A 17,299-nucleotide genomic window follows, 5' to 3' on the forward strand; every position below is an offset into this window, starting at 1 on the left:
TTTCGCCCGGACTATATGGGGCGGACACCCGCGCCGTAAGTTAATTGTTGGTCATCTGGCGGGCAAAAGAGGCCGAATTCGGAGCGGCGCGGCAAGCTGGAGCATCGACACGAAAAAGTGTGCGGCGGCTTCTTAACGCGCGCCGGCCGCCTCGATGAAGCGGATCACGGTGTCGCCATAGCCGCGCTCGTCGACGACGGAAAAGCCTTCTCCGGGAGCGAAATGCGCGGATGACGCCTCCTCCACCACGCAAAGCGCGCCGGGCAGCAGCCAGCCGCCCTTGAGCGCCGAGCGAAGCGCCATCTCGCCAAGCCCCTTGCCATAGGGCGGATCGGCGAAGACCAGGCCGAACGGCGCGATCGTGCCGACATCGCCCAGCCCGGTCGCATCGCGCCGGAAGATCTTCGTCCGTCCCTGCAGGCCCAATGCCTCGACATTGGTGCGGATCAGGCCACGCCCTTCCGCCGATTCCTCGATGAACAGGCAGTGCGCCGCGCCGCGTGACAGCGCCTCGATCCCCAGCGCGCCGGTTCCGGCAAACAGGTCGAGCACCCGCGCGCCTTCGAGCTTGTCCGCAAAGCGGTGGGCGAGCACGTTGAAGACCGCCTCGCGCGTGCGGTCGGTCGTCGGGCGGATCGATTGGCTGCGCGGCGTGGCCAGCGGCCTGCCGCGGAACTCACCGCCGACGATCCGCATCTCGTCCCCGCGGCCCGCCTCTTCCGCCTGTTGGCCGATCGCCCCTTGGCCGGTCGCCCCCTGGCCGGTCGCCCCCTGGCTTGTCACTTCGCGGCCTGTCGCTTCCCGCCTTGCCAAATCCCGGCTTTCCTCCGGGCTTGCCGTTCCGGGGCTTGCCATAGGCGGCCTTCTTCGCCGTCCGCTTGGCCTCGGCCTCGGCCTTCTCGGCGGCGGCGCGGCCCGCGCCGATCGGCCTTGCACCGGAAGCCATCCACACATTGGACCTGCGCTGGCCCGGTGGTTCCAGCGGCGGCTGGTCGCGTTTTCCCGCGCGCGGAGGCCTCGGTCCGTCGCCGAACTTTCCATCGCGATCGAATTTTTTCGGTCCCCGGTCGGGCCGGTCGCCAAAAGCGGGTTTTGCCCCGCGGTCCGGCCGCGTCGACAGCTTGCCCAGGGCTTCGTCCCGCGAATTCTCGCGGCGGTGGCGCTTCTTGATCAGTCCGCCTTCGCCGATCCGGCCGCGCTCGCCGTCCCGCGCAATCCTCGGCCGCTCGACCGGCTCGGCCTTCGGTTCCGGCCCACGCTTCACCGGCTGGTTGGGGAACTGGTTCACCACCGGCGCCTCGAAATTCGCGCCGGCCTCCTCGATCAGCCGCTCGCCGAGCTGTTCGCGCAGCATGCGGCCCTTGATCTCCAGTACATGGCCTTCCGGCAGGTCGCCGAGCTGGAACGGTCCGTAGGAGATGCGGATCAGCCGCGACACCTCCAGCCCGAGAGCGCCGAGGATGTTCTTCACCTCGCGGTTCTTGCCTTCGCGCAGGCCGATCGTCAGCCAGGCGTTGCTGCCCTGTTCGCGGTCGAGCGTCGCCTCGATGGAGCCGTAGAAAACGCCGTCGACGGCGATGCCGTCCTTCAGTCCGGCGAGCGCCTTTTCCTCGACCTTGCCGTGCACCCGCACGCGGTAGCGCCTCAGCCACCCGGTCGCCGGCAGTTCCAGCACGCGTGACAGCCCGCCATCATTGGTCAACAGCAGCAGGCCTTCGGTGTTGATGTCCAGCCGTCCGATGGTCATCAGCCGCGGCAGGTCGGCCGGCAGCACCTCGAAGACCGTCTTGCGCCCTTCGGGATCGCGGTTCGTCGTCACCAAGCCTGCCGGCTTGTGGAACAGGAACAGCCGCGTGCGCTCGATGGCCGGGATGGCGGTGCCGTCCACCTCGATCCGGTCTTCAGGCATCACGTTGAATGCAGGCGTGTCCAGCTTGCGGCCGTTGACGCTGACGCGCCCCGCCGCGATCAGATCCTCGGCGTCGCGGCGCGAGGCAATGCCGGCGCGCGCGAGGCGCTTGGCGATCCGTTCGCCGGCAACGTCCTCGACGCCCTCCTGACGTTTCCTGAACGGCTTGCGCTCGCCGCCCTCATGGCTCTTCATGCCATAGGAGCGCCGCTGCCCTTCATGGCTTTTCGAGCCGAAGGAACGCAGGCCTTCACGCGGAGCGCCGCCCTCCGCGGCGGGGCGTTCCCGACGCTCGAAATCGCGCTTCGGCCGGTCGCCGCCTTCTTCCCTGCGCACGAACGGCTTGCGGTCGCCGTCGGCACGTTTGGCGAATGGCTTGCGTCCCTCACCGCCCTCGCGCTTGGCAAAGGGTCTGTCGCCGTGGCGATCGCTCCGCTCGAAGTCTTGTCTCGGCCGGTCGCTGCCTTCTTCCCGGCGCACAAACGGCTTGCGCTCGCCGTCGGCGCGCTTGGCGAACGGCTTGCGCCCCTCTTCGCCCTCGCGCTTGGCGAAAGGTCTGTCGTCGCGCGGCGGCCCCTTGCGGAAAGGCTTTGGCGCGCCAGCCCCGCGCTCCTCGCCTCTCGGCCTGTCGTCCCGCCGGAAATCACGCTTCGGCCGCTCGCCAGCGGAGGCTGCCGCCTCCGGCGAACGCTTGGCGTAGGGTTTCTTGCCAGCCGCGCGCGGCTTGCCAGCAAAAGCCGGCCTGCCTTCGCCGGGTTTTCGCGGCGGTCCGCCCGGCTTGCCGCCGCCTTTGCGCGGAAATTTCTTTCGATCGTCGTCCATGTGGCCTTTGCCTCTTTGCGCGGCTAGATAACAGGATCGTTTCGGGCTTGCGAGGAAATAGAATTGAATTCCGGCCGCTCCGATTTCATGGGCGAAGCGCTTGCCGAGGCTGAAGCCGCCGCCGCGCGCGGCGAAGTGCCTATCGGCGCCGTCCTCGTCCGCGCCGGCGAGATCGTCGCCCGCGCCGGAAACCGCACGCGCGAACTCTCCGATCCGACCGCGCATGCCGAAATGCTGGTGATCCGCGACGCCTCGACCAGGCTGGCGTCCGAGCGGCTCGGCGAGGCAGATCTCTACGTCACCCTGGAGCCCTGCTCCATGTGCGCCGGCGCCATCTCCTTTGCCCGCATCCGCCGACTCTATTTCGGAGCGGTCGACGAGAAGGGCGGCGCGGTGGTCAGCGGCGTGCGCTTCTTCGCCTCGCCGACATGCCACCATGCGCCGGAGGTTTATTCCGGCTTTGGCGAAGTCAAGGCGTCGGAGATGCTGAAACGCTTCTTTCAGGAGAAGCGCTGATCGCGGCCGCTAAGTCGCGGTTAGGTCAGAGCCAGGGGACGAGGTCTTTCCAGCTGCTGCCACCCGCCGCCTTCTTCGCCTCGGCCTTCAGCCGGCGCTGTTTCTTGAACTCGTCCTCGCCGAGTTCGTCGGCCGCGGCGGTCTCGGCCGGCTGGCGATATTCGATCGGCGGCTCGGTCAGCGTGCGGCGCACGGTCGGGCTGCCCTGCTTGGTCGCGGCAAGCTGCTCGCGGAATTGCGCGCCCTTCTTCTTCAGATCCTCGCCACCGCCGGCGGGCGCGACGCCGGAGTCCCGGCCGCGCGCGGAGGAACCGAGCTTGGGCTTGCTTGAGGAAGTGTCGACGGCGATGTCGTTGACGACCTCAGGTTCCCAGCCTCGCTTGTCGCGGTTCTCGGTGGCGTCGGCGCGTATGCGTGCGCGGCGCTGCTCCGGCGATTCGGGCCATTCGGACGAAGCCGTCACGATGCTCTCTTGCGGAGGCGGCAGCTCGGTCGTCGGATTGGTGGGCTTCACCAGTTCCGGACGCGGCGCATAGTCCGAAGCGAACCGGCGCTTCGGCTTCAGCGAGAACATGGTGCTCACATCGGTCGTCAACTGCTTGTTGGCGGTCGTGCCGGTGCCGTAGGTCGGAGAACTCACGCAACCGGACACCGCCAGGCCGGCCACGACAAGCGGCGCAACAAGGGTCGCACGCGCGCCAATTCGTCCACTCATAAGCACCAGTCCCAATGAAAACCGCCTCTCCGTCGCCGGCCCCGATCAAGCGTCAAACGCATATCCGACGGAAATCCGGCGACAATTTGTCTGCCGGACTGTGCCCTGTTTACCTTAAGGGTCCGTCAAGAGCAACGACGGGCGCCGTTGCCGTTCGATCCGCCCCGTCTCACAGCCGCCCGAGCGACTGCAATTCGTGCAGCACCTCGGCATCCCTTGCCGAAACCTCCGGGAATTCGCGGTCGCTGCCGACATCGGCCGTGTAGCGCCACGAACGCGCGCATTTCTTCAGGCCGCGATCCTCCGCCTTCTCCACCACGACGGCCACACCTGGCACGTCCGGCAGCGTGAAGGCGTCGGCCGGAGCCCGCCCATCGGTGATCTCCAGGCCGCTGGTGATGGCGATCTCGGCCATGTCGATGCCGGCGATCGCCTCCTTCAGCGCCGCGTCCGCCATATGAACCACCGGCACGGCCTCCAGCGAGGAACCGATCGTCTTCCTCGCACGCTCGATCTCCAGCGCGCCGGTCACCACGCGCCGCACGTCCTTGACCTTCCGCCACTTCTTCTCGAGCGCGGCGTCCTTCCACTCGGCGGGCACGTTGGGGAACTGCTCCAGGTGCACCGATTCCTTCCCGGGATAACGGTCGAGCCAGGCCTCCTCCGTGGTGAACGGAAGCATGGGCGCCAGCCACTTCACCAGGCACTCGAACAGATGCCTGACCACCTGCACCGCCGCCTTGCGCTTCAGGCTGGACGGTCCCTCGCAGTAGAGCGCGTCCTTGCGGATGTCGAAATAGAAGGCAGACAGTTCGATGTTCATGAAGTCGGACAGAGCGCGCGCCACCCGCTTGAAGTCGAAGGCGTCGTAGCCGGCGCGGACGAGCTCATCGAGTTCCGCCAGCCGGTGCAGCATCAGCCGCTCCAGCTCCGGCATCTTTTCCAACGGCACCGTCGCGCCGTCGTCATGCGCCAGCGTGCCAAGCATCCAGCGGATGGTGTTGCGGAGCTTGCGATAGGCGTCGATATTGGTCTGCAGGATCGTCTTGCCGAGCCGCTGGTCTTCCCAATAGTCGGTCGTCGCCACCCAGAGGCGCAGGATGTCGGCGCCCGACTGCTTGATCACGTCCTGCGGGACGACCGTGTTGCCGAGCGACTTCGACATCTTGCGGCCTTCCTCGTCCATGGTGAAACCATGGGTGATGACCGCATTGTAGGGTGCGCGCCCTCGCGTGCCGCAGCTTTCCAGCAGCGAGGAGTGGAACCAGCCGCGATGCTGGTCGGAGCCTTCCAGATAGACGTCGGCCGGCCATTTCAGGTCCGGACGGTCCTCCAGCGTGAAGGCGTGCGTCGAACCCGAATCGAACCAGACGTCGAGGATGTCCTTCACCATCGACCATTTCGCCGGATCGTGATTGCCGAGGAAGCGCTCCTTGGCACCCTCGGCGTACCAGGCGTCGGCGCCTTCCGCCTCGAAGGCATCTACGATGCGCTGGTTGACCGCCTCGTCCTTCAGGACGTTGCCGTCCGCGTCGACGAAGACGGTGATCGGCACGCCCCAGGCGCGCTGGCGCGACAGCACCCAGTCCGGCCGCTCCTCGATCATCGCGCGCAGGCGCGTTTGCCCGGCCGCCGGCACGAAGCGGGTGTCGTCGATCGCCTTCAGCGCGCGGGTTCTGAGCGTCGTGCCGTCCTTCAGGTCGTAGTCCATGTGGACGAACCACTGCGGCGTGTTGCGGAAGATGATCGGCTTCTTCGAGCGCCACGAATGCGGATACTGGTGCTTCAGCCGCCCTCGCGCGAACAGCATGTTTCTCGCGATCAGCGCGTCGATGACGGCCTTGTTGGCGTCGCCCTTCTTGCCGTTGTCGTCGATGACGCGCGCCGCCCCACCCTCGCGATCGGGACCGAAGCCCGGCGCGTCCTTGGTGAAATAGCCGGCGTCGTCCACGGTGAACGGGATCGCCGTATCGATGCCGCGCTGGCGCAATTCCGGCGCCGCGTCCATCCAGGCGTCAAAGTCCTCGCGGCCGTGGCCGGGCGCGGTGTGCACGAAACCGGTGCCGGCATCGTCGGTGACGTGGTCGCCTGCGATCATCGGCACCCAGAACCCATAGCCCAGATCGCCAAACGGATGGGCGCATAGAACCGATGAAAGCTCCTCGTTGAGGATCGTCCTCAGGCGCTTGTGCTCGTCAGACTTCGCTTTCGCAAAAGCATCTTCCGCAAGCGCGTCAGCGATCACGACCCGCTTAAGGCGCCTCGGCGCAACGTCAGATGTTGCAGGATCGAAATTCGGAACACTGACCTCATAAAGCCCATAGGATATGCGAGGCGAATAGCTGATCGCCCGATTGCCAGGAATGGTCCACGGAGTGGTTGTCCAGATGACGACATCAGCGTCCTTGAGACTGAAGTCGTCAAAACCGTAGCTTATTTGGTCGGCAGGTAAGGTTTCTCGAACGATCTTTTCTTCAAGCGCTGCATCGAAGTGCTTGACTGGAAATTGGACCCAAATCGTATCGCTCTCATAGTCGGCGTACTCGATCTCGGCCTCGGCCAGCGCCGTGCGCTCGACCACGCTCCACATCACCGGCTTGGAGCCGCGATAGAGCTGCCCGCTCATCGCGAACTTCAACAGCTCGCCGGCGATGCGCGACTCCGCGTGATAGGCCATCGTCAGATACGGGTTGTCGAAGTCGCCGACCACGCCCAGCCGCTGGAACTCGGCGCCCTGCACCTTGATCCAGTGCTCGGCATAGGCGCGGCACTCGCGGCGGAACTCGATCATCGCCGCCGGCTCCGAAAGATCCGGCTTTGATTTGCCCTTCGAGCGATAATTTTCTTCCTCGATCTTCCACTCGATCGGCAGGCCGTGGCAGTCCCAGCCGGGCACGTAGTTGGAGTCGAACCCGCGCATCTGGAAGGAGCGCGTGATCATGTCCTTGAGGATCTTGTTCAGCGCATGCCCGATATGGATGTTGCCGTTGGCGTAGGGCGGGCCGTCATGCAGCACGAACTTTTCGCGGCCGGCCGCGTCCTCGCGCAGCCGCCTGTACATGCCCATGTCCTGCCAACGCTTGACGATGGCGGGCTCCTTCTCGGGCAGGCCGGCGCGCATCGGGAAATCCGTCTGCGGCAGGTTGAGCGTCTTCGAATAGTCGATCTTTTCGGTCGTGTCGGTCATATGGCTTGCCAAAAATTGCCCGTCACATTGCTGCTCGGCGACGGCCCGGGCGTTGAACTATCATGATTTTGGAAAAGCGCGAGGTTTTTGCGCGCGAAAAGAATCCCGGCTTCCGGCGGCGTCAGGCCGCCCGGACAACCGGGCCGGTAATTCGTATCGCCGCAAACGGCGTGCGCAGGAGATGCGTCATGGCCGCGCTTCTAGCGGAGGGCGCGCGGAGTGTCGAGCCCGCGAACCGATGGGACTTTTCGCTATGTGCCATTTGCGCATATATTCATGCGCAAGTGGCACAGGCACGGCGCGGATGACTCGAAACAGGCGAACCAGGGACGAAGTCGACGCGGGCTCCTGGGAGCAGGCAGAGACCCCGCGCGGCTCGTTCCAGGAAATCGAACAGCTTACCGGCCAGCGGTTTCCGTTGCCGTATGCCAGCATCGATGAACTCAGGGCGCGCGGTTTCACCGGCGAGGAACTCTATGCGATCGTGGCGCCGCGCCGGACCTTGGCCCGCCGCAAGGAACGCGGCGAGGACCTGACCGTCGCCGAATCCGATCGCGTTCTGCGTATCCAGCATATTTCCGGCATGGCCGACCGTGTGTTCGGAAACCACGAAAAGGCACAGCGCTGGCTCAGGGAAAGGAGTCGGGTGCTGAACGAGGTGCCTCTGGTGCTGCTGCAATCGGAGACAGGTGCGCGGCTGGTCGAGGAGGAGCTACATCGCATCGACTATGGCATCTACGTCTGACGATGCGGATTTGGCGGATTTCAAATTTCGCCGATTTGTCCGGGCGTGGCGGCATAGTCAGTGCTGGCCGATGGAATCCGAAAGCTACGCCGATGGTGTATTGTTCCGACCATCCGGCAACGGCGTTGCTTGAAATTCTCGTCCACATCGATGCCCACAACCTGCCCCCGACCTATCAGCTTCTGGAGATCGAGGTTCCGGACTCCGTGTCGATCGCCAGCCCGGATTTGACCGCCAGCTGGCAAAGCGACCTGTCCGGCACTCAGCAGCTCGGAGCTATGTTCGTTTCCGCCAATGCGACGGCAATCATGCGGGTGCCCTGCCTGATAGTGCCGTTTGCCAGCAACTATCTGCTCAACCCGGCCCTCCTCGAACGCGACGGCATCCGCATCGCCAGCGTCACGAGCCACCCGATAGACGCGCGGGTCTTGCCGTAGGCTACATTGTGAAGTCGAAGCGGTAGGCCGCGGAAACGCCGATCGTGAACTGGTTGGGCGAGCCGCGCTCCTTCACCAGGCTGGAATCGGCCGCTTCGCCCATCAGCCGGGAATATTCGCTGAAGACGCTCGTCGTCAGCCTGTCCGTCGTCTTCCAGTCGTAGGCTCCGCCGAAGCCTATCGATTTGATGCCGCCACCGTCCGGATCGTATTGCGACAGTCCCGATCTGGCCGATTCCTTGGCGTTCACGCCGTAGTAGCTGTCGAAATAGTCCTCAGACGCGAAGGATATGCGGGGGCCGCCCGACACACGCACCGACGGAGTTATGTCCTTGAAGGCATCGACCCTGATGTCGGCCACCACGCCGCTGTGCGACCTTATCCCCTGCCTCACCTCGCCGCGCACGCGCAGCCAGTCTGTCGGGTAGATCTCCGCGAAGCCGCCGGCCTCGCCGCCGAAGCGAACCGGGTCCAGACCCTTGAGATCGCCATCGGAATCGCGTTCGAAGATGATCTTGCCCGTCGCGCCGGCCCGCAGACGGCCATTGTCGTAGAGCGAGAAGGAGATGCCGTCATTGCGCGAGGTGAAACGCGCCTCCGGTCCGGCCTTTCCCAGCGAAATGACCGGCGATACGCTGAACATGAGGTCCTTGGCGCCTTCGAAATCGGGCGCCACCATGCCGGTCGCTCCCACGATCAGCTTCCAGTCGCCGTGGACCCAGTCGAACAACCCGCCTTCGGCATGGGCACTGGCCGGCAGGGCAAGCATGACCGCGGCGGCGAGAATGGAAGTTGGGATGCGATTTGCCATAAAACCCCGTTAGCACGGCTGACCGCGCCATGCCCCCTCAAATTCCTGTTTCAGCCGATTACGTAAAATTTGAATTAAATTCTCACAGCCTTTTCCGTTGCGTTATCGCACCGTGGACGCCGCAGCCGGGTGGAGGTACCATCCTTCCCGAACGGGTCCGCTTTTCGGGACCGCTCACGTTCAAAGGAGGGACCACGGTTATGACTTTGACACCGGATATGTCGCAGACGTTGAAGGAACATATCGGCGAGCTGCGCTCCAAATGGGGCTGGTTCGTCGCGCTCGGGATCGTCATGCTGATCGTCGGCGTGATCGCGCTCGGCAACCTGCTGCTCGCCACCGTAGCCTCGGTCTATCTCGTCGGCTTCATGATGCTGATCGCCGGCGGCTTCGAGATTGTCCAAGCCTTCGGTGTGAAGAGCTGGGGCGGCTTCTTCTGGTGGCTGCTCGGCGGCCTGCTCTACGCGATCGGCGGCATCATCGCCTTCACCAATCCGCTGCTGGCGTCTGCCGTGCTTACCCTGCTCCTGGCAGCGAGCCTCGTCGCATCCGGCGTCGTGCGCGCCTGGATCGGCTACAAGCACTGGTCGGCGAAGGGCTCCGGCTGGATCATCACCGCCGCGATCATCACCGCCCTTTGCGGCCTAGTCATCGCGATCGGCTGGCCCACCAACAGCCTGTGGGTGCTCGGCATGTTCCTGGCGATCGACATGATCTTCCAGGGCTGGACGGCAATCGCCCTCGGCTTCGCGCTGAAAAGCGGCAGCTGACCCGGATCCTGGCGCTGGCCGGTCGCGTACTCGGGATTCCTTAGAACGCGATCCTGGCGTCCAGGTCCGACAGCGGCCTGACGCCTGCCAGCAGCGCCCTCGCCTCGGCCTCGTCGCGCTTCATCTGCGCGACGAGCGGATCGAGCCCGTCGAACTTTTCCTCGCCGCGCAGGAAACCGAAGAACGACACGCGGCAGGTTTCGCCGTAGAGATCGTCCGAGAAGTCGAACACGAAGGTTTCGAGCAGCGGCGCGCCGTCTGAGGTCACTGTCGGGCGCCGGCCAAAGCTCGCCACTCCGTCGTGCAGCGAGCCGTCCTCCCTGCGGAAGCGAACGGCGTAGATGCCATGCCTCAGCGCCACGTCCGCCGGCAGCGTCATGTTCGCGGTCGGAAAGCCGAGCGTACGGCCGAGCTTCTGCCCGCCCGTCACCTCCGCCTGCACCGTGAAGCGGTAGCCGAGCAGCCCGGCCGCTTGCGCGACCTCGCCGTCCTCCAGCAGCCCGCGAATACGGCTCGAAGAGATGATCTCCGCGCTTTCGTCGCGAAAGGCGTCGACGAGCGACACGCCGAAGCCGTGCCTTTCGCCGCTTGCCATCAGGAAGGCGGGGCCGCCCTGCCTGTCCTTGCCGAAATGGAAGTCGACCCCGGTCACGGCATGGCTGATGCCCAGCCGCTGCTCCAGCACGTCGATGACGAAGCTTTCCGCCGAATGGCCGGCAAACTCGCGGGTGAACGACTGTTCGACCAGCGCGTCGAAGCCTAGTTCCGACAGAAGATTTGCCTTCATGGCCGACGGCGTCAGGATGAACAACGGCACGTCCGGCCTGAAAAACTTGCGTGGATGCGGCTCGAAGGCCAGCACGAGCGCCGGCACGCCGCGCCGCTCCGCTTCCTCCAGCGCCCGCTCCAGCACGGCCTGGTGGCCTCGATGCACGCCATCGAAATTGCCGATCGCCACGACGCCGCCGCGCAGGCTGGCGTCGAGCGTCGCATTTCCCGTTATGTGGCGAAACTGCTTGCCCATCGGCGGCTCGTTATCGCAGCTTCGTCATCATCGCGACGGGATGATATCCGTGCCGGTCGAGGAAGGCCTGGAGCTTTTCAGGCTCCGGCTCGTCAGGATGGCCGTAGTCGCGGGCATGGACGCCGCCGGAAATATAGAGCACGTCGACGCCGTTGTCCGACGCGCCCTTGATGTCGGTCAGCATGCCGTCGCCGATCGCCAGCGCCTCTTCGCGCCGCAATTCGCGACCGAGCACGTCGGCTGCGGCCTTCAGCGCCGCCGCATAGATCGGGGCATACGGCTTTCCGGCGATCAGCGTACGGCCGCCGAGCTGGGCGTAGTCGCGGGCCAGCGCGCCGGCGCACCAGACGATCCTGTCGCCGCGCTCGACCACGATGTCGGGGTTCGCGCAGATCATCGGCAGGTTCCTCGCGCGCATGCGCCGCAGCATCTCGGCGTAGTCGTCCGGCGTCTCGATCTCGTCGTCGAAAAGACCGGTACAGACCACTGAACTGGCCTCGAATTCCTCGACGAGTTCGACGTCCAGCCCGTCGAAGAGGGCGCCGTCGCGCTCCGGGCCGAGGTGGAAGATCCTGCGCGACCCGGCGCTGATCAGGTCGCGCGTCACGTCGCCCGAGGTCACAACGCGATCCCAGGCCGCATCCGGCACGCCGATCGTCTGGAACTGCGCGACCACCCCCTCATGCGGTCGCGGCGAGTTGGTGATCATCACCACCGCAACTCCGCGCGCCCGCGCCGCCGCAAGCGCCTCCGCGGCAGCCTCGAAATAGCTGACGCCATTATGCAGCACGCCCCAGACATCGCACAGGATCGCCGCGTAGTTTCCGGTTATCTCGTCAAGCGACGTGATCGTCTTGGGCCTGTCTGCCATCACCATTATTCAACGATTTCGAGGGAACTCTGGACGGGCCACCGAATTAACCGAAGCTCTCCATCCTGTCACCCGGCTTTTGCCACCGAGGGGGCTGGACCGACCGAAAGGCGGAAAAGAGCGAGGCCATTGCGCTAGGACGTTTGGCGCAACATAATGTTTTCAGGGGTCGTCGGTTCAAAAAAAATGCAGCGAATCTTGTTGGCCATCGGGGGCGCAGCTGCTTTCTGCGCGGCGGTAACCTTCCTGCTGCAGATCGCGATCGCGCGCGGCCTTCCGGCAACCGACATCGTGCTGGTCACTGCTTCGGCCACCCTGCTGCTGTCCCTCGTCGCCGCGGCCTTCTCTTTCCGCGCCTTCAATCATGCGAAATTGTTCGCTGCCGACCTTGAGCGGCTGACGCGCTCCATGGATGCCGCGATCAAGGACGTCGCGCTGCGCGGTGACCGCGAAGCGGCAAGGCACGAAGAACTCCACGCGGCCGTCTCGAACAGGCTGGACGCTCTTTCAGCCCGCATATCGCCGGCGGACGCCGATACGGACGAGCCTCACCCCGCTGTTGTCGCCGACACACCCGCCCCTGCCCGCAAGGGCCGTCAGGCGCCTGCCGAACCGCACGCTCCGGCTCCGACCGACGCGCCGGGCGTAGAGATTGCGCTGAGGCGCGTGATGGCGGGCGGACAGGCCGATCTCAGCCTGCAGCCCATCATCGCCGCCGGCCGTGGCGAGGCCGGCGGCTTCGAGGTGCATTTTCATGTTCAGCCAGAAGAAGGGAAGCCTGTCGACATACGCCGCCTCGAGCAGCCGGTGGCGGATGTCGACCCCGCCGCCTTCGAGCGTCTCGCCGTCGTTTCGGCAGCCGAGGCGGCCAGGCGGCAGCTCGGCGACATCAGCGAGAAGATGCCGGCCCATGTCGCCGTATCCGACGCGCTCCTCGACGACGGGCTGGAATTCGCCACCGTGCTCGACATCTTCAAGCTGCATCCGGCGCTGGCGAAATCGGTCGTCGTGTCGCTGCCCTTCGAGGTGGTGGACTCGGGCCGGCATGCTGCGGCGCTCGAACTGCTCTCCGGCCTCGAAATACGCCTCGCCGTCGAGGACTGGCCGGGCTCGCGCCCCGGCCTGGACAAGCTGAAGGCATCCGGCGTCGGCGTCGTGAAGATCGCGGCCCAGCGACTGCTCGACCGCGTCAAGCTGCGCAAGGGGCAGCCGAACGGCGCCGCGCTCGTCGAGATCGCTGACGGCGCCGGCGTCGAGATCATCGCCACCGATGTCGCCAGCGAGGACGACGCCGTCAGCCTGATCGACATGGGCGTAGACCTGATGACCGGCGAGCGCCTCTCGGCGCCGCGCCGTCTCCGAACCGACGCCGTCGCCGGCAGACGTCTCTAGAGCCGCCCCACCCTGGCGAAGGCCTTTGCCTGCCGCGGAAGCCGGTATGGTTAACGCACCTTCAAATGGCACGCTCATCTTGAAGGCATCTTGCACACCGGCAATTTAGGGATTTGTGGGAAAGTGCCCCGCTTACATCAGGGCAAGCAGGGGCGCTTGAACATGTTTCGCCGGTTTTTGAAGGATGTGCGCGGCAGCTACATGTTGCTGACGGCAATATCGATGGTGCCCATCATGGGCGCACTGGCCATCGCGATCGACTACACCGAACTGTCGAGGCAGCGGGCGGCGACGATGAACGCGCTCGACGCGGCCGGCATCGCCACCGCCAGGCGCATCGCCGAAGGCGCCAACGAGACCGATGTGGTGGCTTACGCCAAGGATTTCTTCGAATCCAATCTCGGCGCCGTGAACCCCGCCAATACGACGCTGACGGTCGTCCTGCCCAACAACAATTACGGCGGCGGCACGCTCAAGCTGTTTGCCGACCTCACCTACGACCCGACGTTCGTGCCCGTGGCGGCGATGCTGATGGGCAAAACCTCCACCTCGCCGACGGTCGACTTCACCGCAGAGGCCGAAATCCGCCTCAAGAACACGCTCGAAGTGGCGCTCGTCCTCGATAATTCCGGCTCGATGGACGAATACGGCAAGGGCACGAACAAGAAGCGTATCGAACTCCTCCGACAGGCATCGAAGGAGTTGGTGGAGACGCTGGCCAAGCAGGCTTCGCAGATGAAGCAGGTCTCTAAGCCGGTCCAGTTCGCGCTCGTCCCCTTCTCGGCCTCGGTGAACATCGCGCCTTCCAGCGACGATCAGTCCTGGATGGACACAACCGGCATCTCGCCGATGCACCATGAGAATTTCGACTGGTCGAAGATGACCGAGGCCGAAAAGGACCTTCTCGGCGACCGCTGGGCGCAGAAGGTCGGCGACGTCTGGTACAAGCGCGGCGCAGGCTGGGGCGAAAGCGAGAACCAGCCGCTGACCCGTTTCAGCCTCTACGCCGACATGCTGACCGAGACCGATCGTGAGGAAACGCCCGGAACCGGCGAGCGCGTCTGCGTCAGATGGAGAAACAATGGCAGCTGCCGGGAATACAAGGACTACACCTTCACAACCAGCAAATTCGCCTCATGGCAGGGCTGCGTCGAGGCGCGTCCCTACCCGTACAATACGGACGACACCACGCCGACCTCGGGCACCCCGGCAACGCTGTATGTACCGATGTTCGCTCCCGACGAAGCCGGTCACCGCTGGCGCGATACCGATCGTGACGGCAACGACGATCTGAATGACAACAGCTACGGCTATTCCAACAACTGGTGGGCGGACTGGGAAAATACCAACGCCCTGTCCCGCCAGAAGGACACCCGTAAATATTTCCGCGTCAAACCGTATGGCTCTTCCAGCGCGGGTTCCGGCTACGGTCCCAACTTCTCCTGCACGACGAGCCCGATCACGCCGCTCACCGACGTCACCGTCGAAGCCGGCAAGACGGCAATCACCACGGCCATCGACGCCATGAAGCCCACCGGCAACACCAACGTCCCCGAAGGGACCGTCTGGGGCTGGCGCGTCTTGTCGAGCAACGAGCCCTTCACCCAGGGCCGCGACAACAACGAGAAGGGCAACGACAAGGTCGTCATCGTGCTGACGGACGGCGCCAACGTCTACGGCAACCAGGGCGGCGACGACAACGCCGGCAACAAGTCGACCTATGCCGCCTACGGCTATGCCGGGCAGAAATTCGCCGAAACCGAGCCGACGGGCCGGCTCTACAAGGGCACCAGCAGCGACGTCAGCAAGACCACCTACGGCTCGTCCAACTATCAGAAGGCGCTCGACGAGCGCATGCGCGCCGTATGCGCGAACGCCAAGAATTCCAACATCCTGATGATGACGGTCGCCCTCGATCTCGACGAGACCAAGACCGCGGACAAGAAGCAGATCGCCGAAATGAAGAGCTGCGCATCGGATTCCCGCTTCCGCAAGGGCACCGACGGGCAGCCAGCCAAGCTTTTCTGGAACGCCACCGGCGCCACCCTGTCCACCGTGTTCAAGGAAATCGCCGACGAGCTCTCCAACCTGCGCATCGTCGGATAACAGCAGCATGACGCCTGCGGCGGGGGCCGCCCGAGAATGATACTGGACTTCCTGAGGGATCGTGGCGGCAACTATGCGATGCTGACGGGCATCGCCATGCTGCCGATCATGGGCAGCGTGGCCATCGCCATCGATTTCAGCGAGATGAACCGCCAGAAGCAGGCGACCGTCAACGCTCTCGACGCCGCCGGCCTCGCCACCGCCCGCCAAGTCGCCAGCGGCGCGTCCGACGAGGCGCTGATCACCTATGCAAACGAGTTCTTCAAGGCCAATCTCGGATCCGTCGATCCGGCCGACACCGAACTCACCGTCCTCCTGCCCAACAACCAGCACGGCGGCGGCACGCTGAAGATGTCGGCGGTGCTCAACTACAAGCCCTATTTCCTGCCCTCCTTCCTCGGCCTGATGGGCACGCCGGCGGACCAGCGCAACCGGGAGATCTCGTTCTCGGCCGACAGCGAGATCCGTCTCAAGAACACGCTCGAAGTCGCGCTGGTGCTCGACAACTCCACCTCGATGAACGACTACGGCGCGGGCTCGGGCCAACGGCGCATGACGCTGCTGAAATCGGCGGCCAAGCAGCTCGTCGACACGCTGGCGCTGCAGGCCGCGCAGATCAAGCAGGTCGCCAAGCCGGTGCAGTTCTCGCTTGTCCCCTTCGCGGCGTCCGTCAATGTCGGGCCGGAGAACGCCGGCGCCGACTGGATGGACATCGAAGGTCTTTCGCCGCTCCATCACGAGAACTTCGACTGGACGAAGCTCGACGACCCCACCAGATATGCAGAAAAGTCGGGCGGCATCTGGTACAAGCGGGGCAGCGGCTGGGCGGCGGAGGAGAACGGCATCCTTTCGCGCTTCTCGCTCTACCAGGACATGAAATATGTCAGCGACCGCGAGTGGGTCGCCACCGGCCAGGAATGGGTCTGCACGAAATACTACCGGAACGGCACCTGCGAGAAAGGCAGATGGCGCGAGACCGGCTATTACGACGAGACGATCTCGGCCTATGCGAGCTGGCAAGGCTGCGTGGAGGCTCGCCCCTATCCCTACAACATCGACGACACGCCCGCCCAGGGCGGCACCGCCAACACCGGCATCGGCTTCGGCGATCCCGCCACCATGTTCGTGCCGATGTTCGCGCCCGACGAGCCCGGCGACCGCTGGGACGTCGAGGGCCAGACAAAAGACAATTACTCCGCGTCCAACAACTGGTGGAACGACGGCACCGAGAGCACGTCCGGAAGCTCCCGGCAGCGCAACATGAAGAAATATTTCGACGTCCGCCCCTATGGCGCCACCGCCTCGCAGGGCAGTGGCCCGAACTACAGCTGCACCACGACGCCGATCACGCCGCTCACCGACGTCACCACGCCCGAAGGCCTCGAAGCGATCAAGACGGCCATCGATAAGATGGCCTCCAACGGCTACACCAACGTTCCCGAAGGCACCGCCTGGGGCTGGCGCACGATCTCCAGCACGCCGCCGTTCACCGGGGGGCGCCCGGAAACCGAAAAGGGCAACGACAAGGTGATCATCGTGCTCACCGACGGCGCCAACACCTATTCGAAGCCCGGCAACGATCCGGCCGACAACAAGTCGACCTACGCCGCATACGGCTATACCGGCCAGGGCCACAACGGCACCGGCACGACACGCATGTTCATGGGCACCAGCGGCGCCATCGGCAAATACGACTATTCCGGCACGAACTACACCAATGCCCTGAACGAGCACATGACCGCGCTCTGCGACAAGGCGAAGGCCGCCAACGTGCTCATGCTGACGGTCTCGCTCGACCTCAGCGAGACCAAGGCCGACGAGAAGGCGGCGATGGCAGCGCTCAGGAAATGCGCCTCGGACTCGCGCTTCCGCAAGGACTCGACCGACCCCGGCAAGCCGGCCAAGCTCTACTTCAACGCCACCAGCTCGAATCTCGACCAGAAATTCAAGGAAATCGCCGACGAACTATCCAACCTGCGCATCGTCGGCTGATT

The 17,299-nt window shown here is 64.8% G+C and carries 14 protein-coding genes; 7 read left to right on the forward strand and 7 right to left on the reverse strand.

Going from position 1 to position 17,299, the window contains the following annotated elements; translation table 11 throughout:
- Positions 1-132: 132 nt before the first annotated feature.
- Together rsmD and D8676_RS24905 are read right to left on the reverse strand one after the other, a co-directional pair.
- On the reverse strand, positions 133-696 hold the full coding sequence (gene rsmD, locus D8676_RS24900; RefSeq protein WP_121583799.1) for a 16S rRNA (guanine(966)-N(2))-methyltransferase RsmD: 564 nt from the start codon (positions 694-696) through the stop codon (positions 133-135).
- Complete coding sequence (locus D8676_RS24905) at positions 677-2,731, reverse strand: pseudouridine synthase (protein WP_121583800.1); 2,055 nt, start codon at positions 2,729-2,731, stop codon at positions 677-679. Before D8676_RS24905 ends, rsmD begins: the two co-directional genes overlap by 20 nt.
- Positions 2,732-2,818: 87 nt before the next feature.
- Between D8676_RS24905 and D8676_RS24910 the strand changes: the two genes are divergently transcribed.
- On the forward strand, positions 2,819-3,247 hold the full coding sequence (locus D8676_RS24910; RefSeq protein WP_121583836.1) for a nucleoside deaminase: 429 nt from the start codon (positions 2,819-2,821) through the stop codon (positions 3,245-3,247).
- 25 nt (positions 3,248-3,272) lie between these two features.
- On the opposite strand, the gene D8676_RS24915 is transcribed toward D8676_RS24910, so the two are convergent.
- Together D8676_RS24915 and ileS are read right to left on the reverse strand one after the other, a co-directional pair.
- Positions 3,273-3,887, reverse strand: coding sequence for a hypothetical protein (locus D8676_RS24915; RefSeq protein ID WP_245427147.1), 615 nt, complete (start codon positions 3,885-3,887; stop codon positions 3,273-3,275).
- Between the two features lie 244 nt (positions 3,888-4,131).
- Positions 4,132-7,149: an isoleucine--tRNA ligase gene (ileS, locus tag D8676_RS24920; RefSeq protein WP_121583802.1), complete on the reverse strand. Its 3,018-nt coding sequence runs from the start codon at positions 7,147-7,149 to the stop codon at positions 4,132-4,134.
- A 304-nt stretch (positions 7,150-7,453) separates the two neighbouring features.
- Here ileS and D8676_RS24925 point away from each other — a divergent pair, with 304 nt between their 5' ends.
- Complete coding sequence (locus D8676_RS24925) at positions 7,454-7,894, forward strand: antitoxin Xre/MbcA/ParS toxin-binding domain-containing protein (protein WP_121583803.1); 441 nt, start codon at positions 7,454-7,456, stop codon at positions 7,892-7,894.
- Positions 7,895-7,896: 2 nt separating this feature from the next.
- Positions 7,897-8,331: an RES family NAD+ phosphorylase gene (locus D8676_RS24930; protein WP_121583804.1), complete on the forward strand. Its 435-nt coding sequence runs from the start codon at positions 7,897-7,899 to the stop codon at positions 8,329-8,331.
- Between the two features lies 1 nt (position 8,332).
- Here D8676_RS24930 and D8676_RS24935 read toward each other — a convergent pair whose 3' ends face one another.
- Positions 8,333-9,142: a MipA/OmpV family protein gene (locus D8676_RS24935; RefSeq protein WP_121583805.1), complete on the reverse strand. Its 810-nt coding sequence runs from the start codon at positions 9,140-9,142 to the stop codon at positions 8,333-8,335.
- A 200-nt stretch (positions 9,143-9,342) separates the two neighbouring features.
- Between D8676_RS24935 and D8676_RS24940 the strand changes: the two genes are divergently transcribed.
- A complete protein-coding gene (locus D8676_RS24940) occupies positions 9,343-9,912 on the forward strand; it encodes an HdeD family acid-resistance protein (RefSeq protein ID WP_121583806.1) in 570 nt (189 codons plus the stop codon).
- A gap of 40 nt (positions 9,913-9,952) precedes the next feature.
- Here the strand turns inward: D8676_RS24940 and D8676_RS24945 are convergent, their stop codons facing one another.
- Together D8676_RS24945 and D8676_RS24950 are read right to left on the reverse strand one after the other, a co-directional pair.
- A complete protein-coding gene (locus tag D8676_RS24945) occupies positions 9,953-10,936 on the reverse strand; it encodes a bifunctional riboflavin kinase/FAD synthetase (RefSeq protein ID WP_121583807.1) in 984 nt (327 codons plus the stop codon).
- Positions 10,937-10,946: 10 nt separating this feature from the next.
- Positions 10,947-11,807, reverse strand: a complete 861-nt coding sequence (locus D8676_RS24950; protein ID WP_121583837.1) for a TIGR01459 family HAD-type hydrolase — start codon at positions 11,805-11,807, stop codon at positions 10,947-10,949.
- Positions 11,808-12,005: 198 nt separating this feature from the next.
- Here D8676_RS24950 and D8676_RS24955 point away from each other — a divergent pair, with 198 nt between their 5' ends.
- The 3 genes from D8676_RS24955 to D8676_RS24965 all read left to right on the forward strand — a co-directional run bounded on the left by D8676_RS24955 (position 12,006) and on the right by D8676_RS24965 (position 17,297).
- Positions 12,006-13,199 (forward strand): EAL domain-containing protein, encoded by a 1,194-nt coding sequence (locus D8676_RS24955; protein ID WP_183097239.1) that lies wholly within the window; start codon positions 12,006-12,008, stop codon positions 13,197-13,199.
- 162 nt (positions 13,200-13,361) lie between these two features.
- Complete coding sequence (locus tag D8676_RS24960) at positions 13,362-15,305, forward strand: pilus assembly protein (protein WP_121583838.1); 1,944 nt, start codon at positions 13,362-13,364, stop codon at positions 15,303-15,305.
- 36 nt (positions 15,306-15,341) lie between these two features.
- Positions 15,342-17,297, forward strand: a complete 1,956-nt coding sequence (locus tag D8676_RS24965) for a TadE/TadG family type IV pilus assembly protein (protein ID WP_121583809.1) — start codon at positions 15,342-15,344, stop codon at positions 17,295-17,297.
- Positions 17,298-17,299: the final 2 nt, after the last annotated feature.

Source organism: Mesorhizobium sp. YM1C-6-2, assembly GCF_003666685.1.
GTDB lineage: Bacteria > Pseudomonadota > Alphaproteobacteria > Rhizobiales > Rhizobiaceae > Mesorhizobium_K.

Coding starts and splice junctions, on each gene's coding strand:
- rsmD (WP_121583799.1), bottom strand. CDS start 696: ATGCGGATCGTCGGCGGTGAGTTCCGCGGCAGGCCGCTGGCCACGCCG.
- D8676_RS24905 (WP_121583800.1), bottom strand. CDS start 2,731: ATGGACGACGATCGAAAGAAATTTCCGCGCAAAGGCGGCGGCAAGCCG.
- D8676_RS24910 (WP_121583836.1), top strand. CDS start 2,819: ATGGGCGAAGCGCTTGCCGAGGCTGAAGCCGCCGCCGCGCGCGGCGAA.
- ileS (WP_121583802.1), bottom strand. CDS start 7,149: ATGACCGACACGACCGAAAAGATCGACTATTCGAAGACGCTCAACCTG.
- D8676_RS24925 (WP_121583803.1), top strand. CDS start 7,454: ATGACTCGAAACAGGCGAACCAGGGACGAAGTCGACGCGGGCTCCTGG.
- D8676_RS24930 (WP_121583804.1), top strand. CDS start 7,897: ATGCGGATTTGGCGGATTTCAAATTTCGCCGATTTGTCCGGGCGTGGC.
- D8676_RS24935 (WP_121583805.1), bottom strand. CDS start 9,142: ATGGCAAATCGCATCCCAACTTCCATTCTCGCCGCCGCGGTCATGCTT.
- D8676_RS24940 (WP_121583806.1), top strand. CDS start 9,343: ATGACTTTGACACCGGATATGTCGCAGACGTTGAAGGAACATATCGGC.
- D8676_RS24945 (WP_121583807.1), bottom strand. CDS start 10,936: ATGGGCAAGCAGTTTCGCCACATAACGGGAAATGCGACGCTCGACGCC.
- D8676_RS24950 (WP_121583837.1), bottom strand. CDS start 11,807: ATGGCAGACAGGCCCAAGACGATCACGTCGCTTGACGAGATAACCGGA.
- D8676_RS24960 (WP_121583838.1), top strand. CDS start 13,362: ATGTTTCGCCGGTTTTTGAAGGATGTGCGCGGCAGCTACATGTTGCTG.
- D8676_RS24965 (WP_121583809.1), top strand. CDS start 15,342: ATGATACTGGACTTCCTGAGGGATCGTGGCGGCAACTATGCGATGCTG.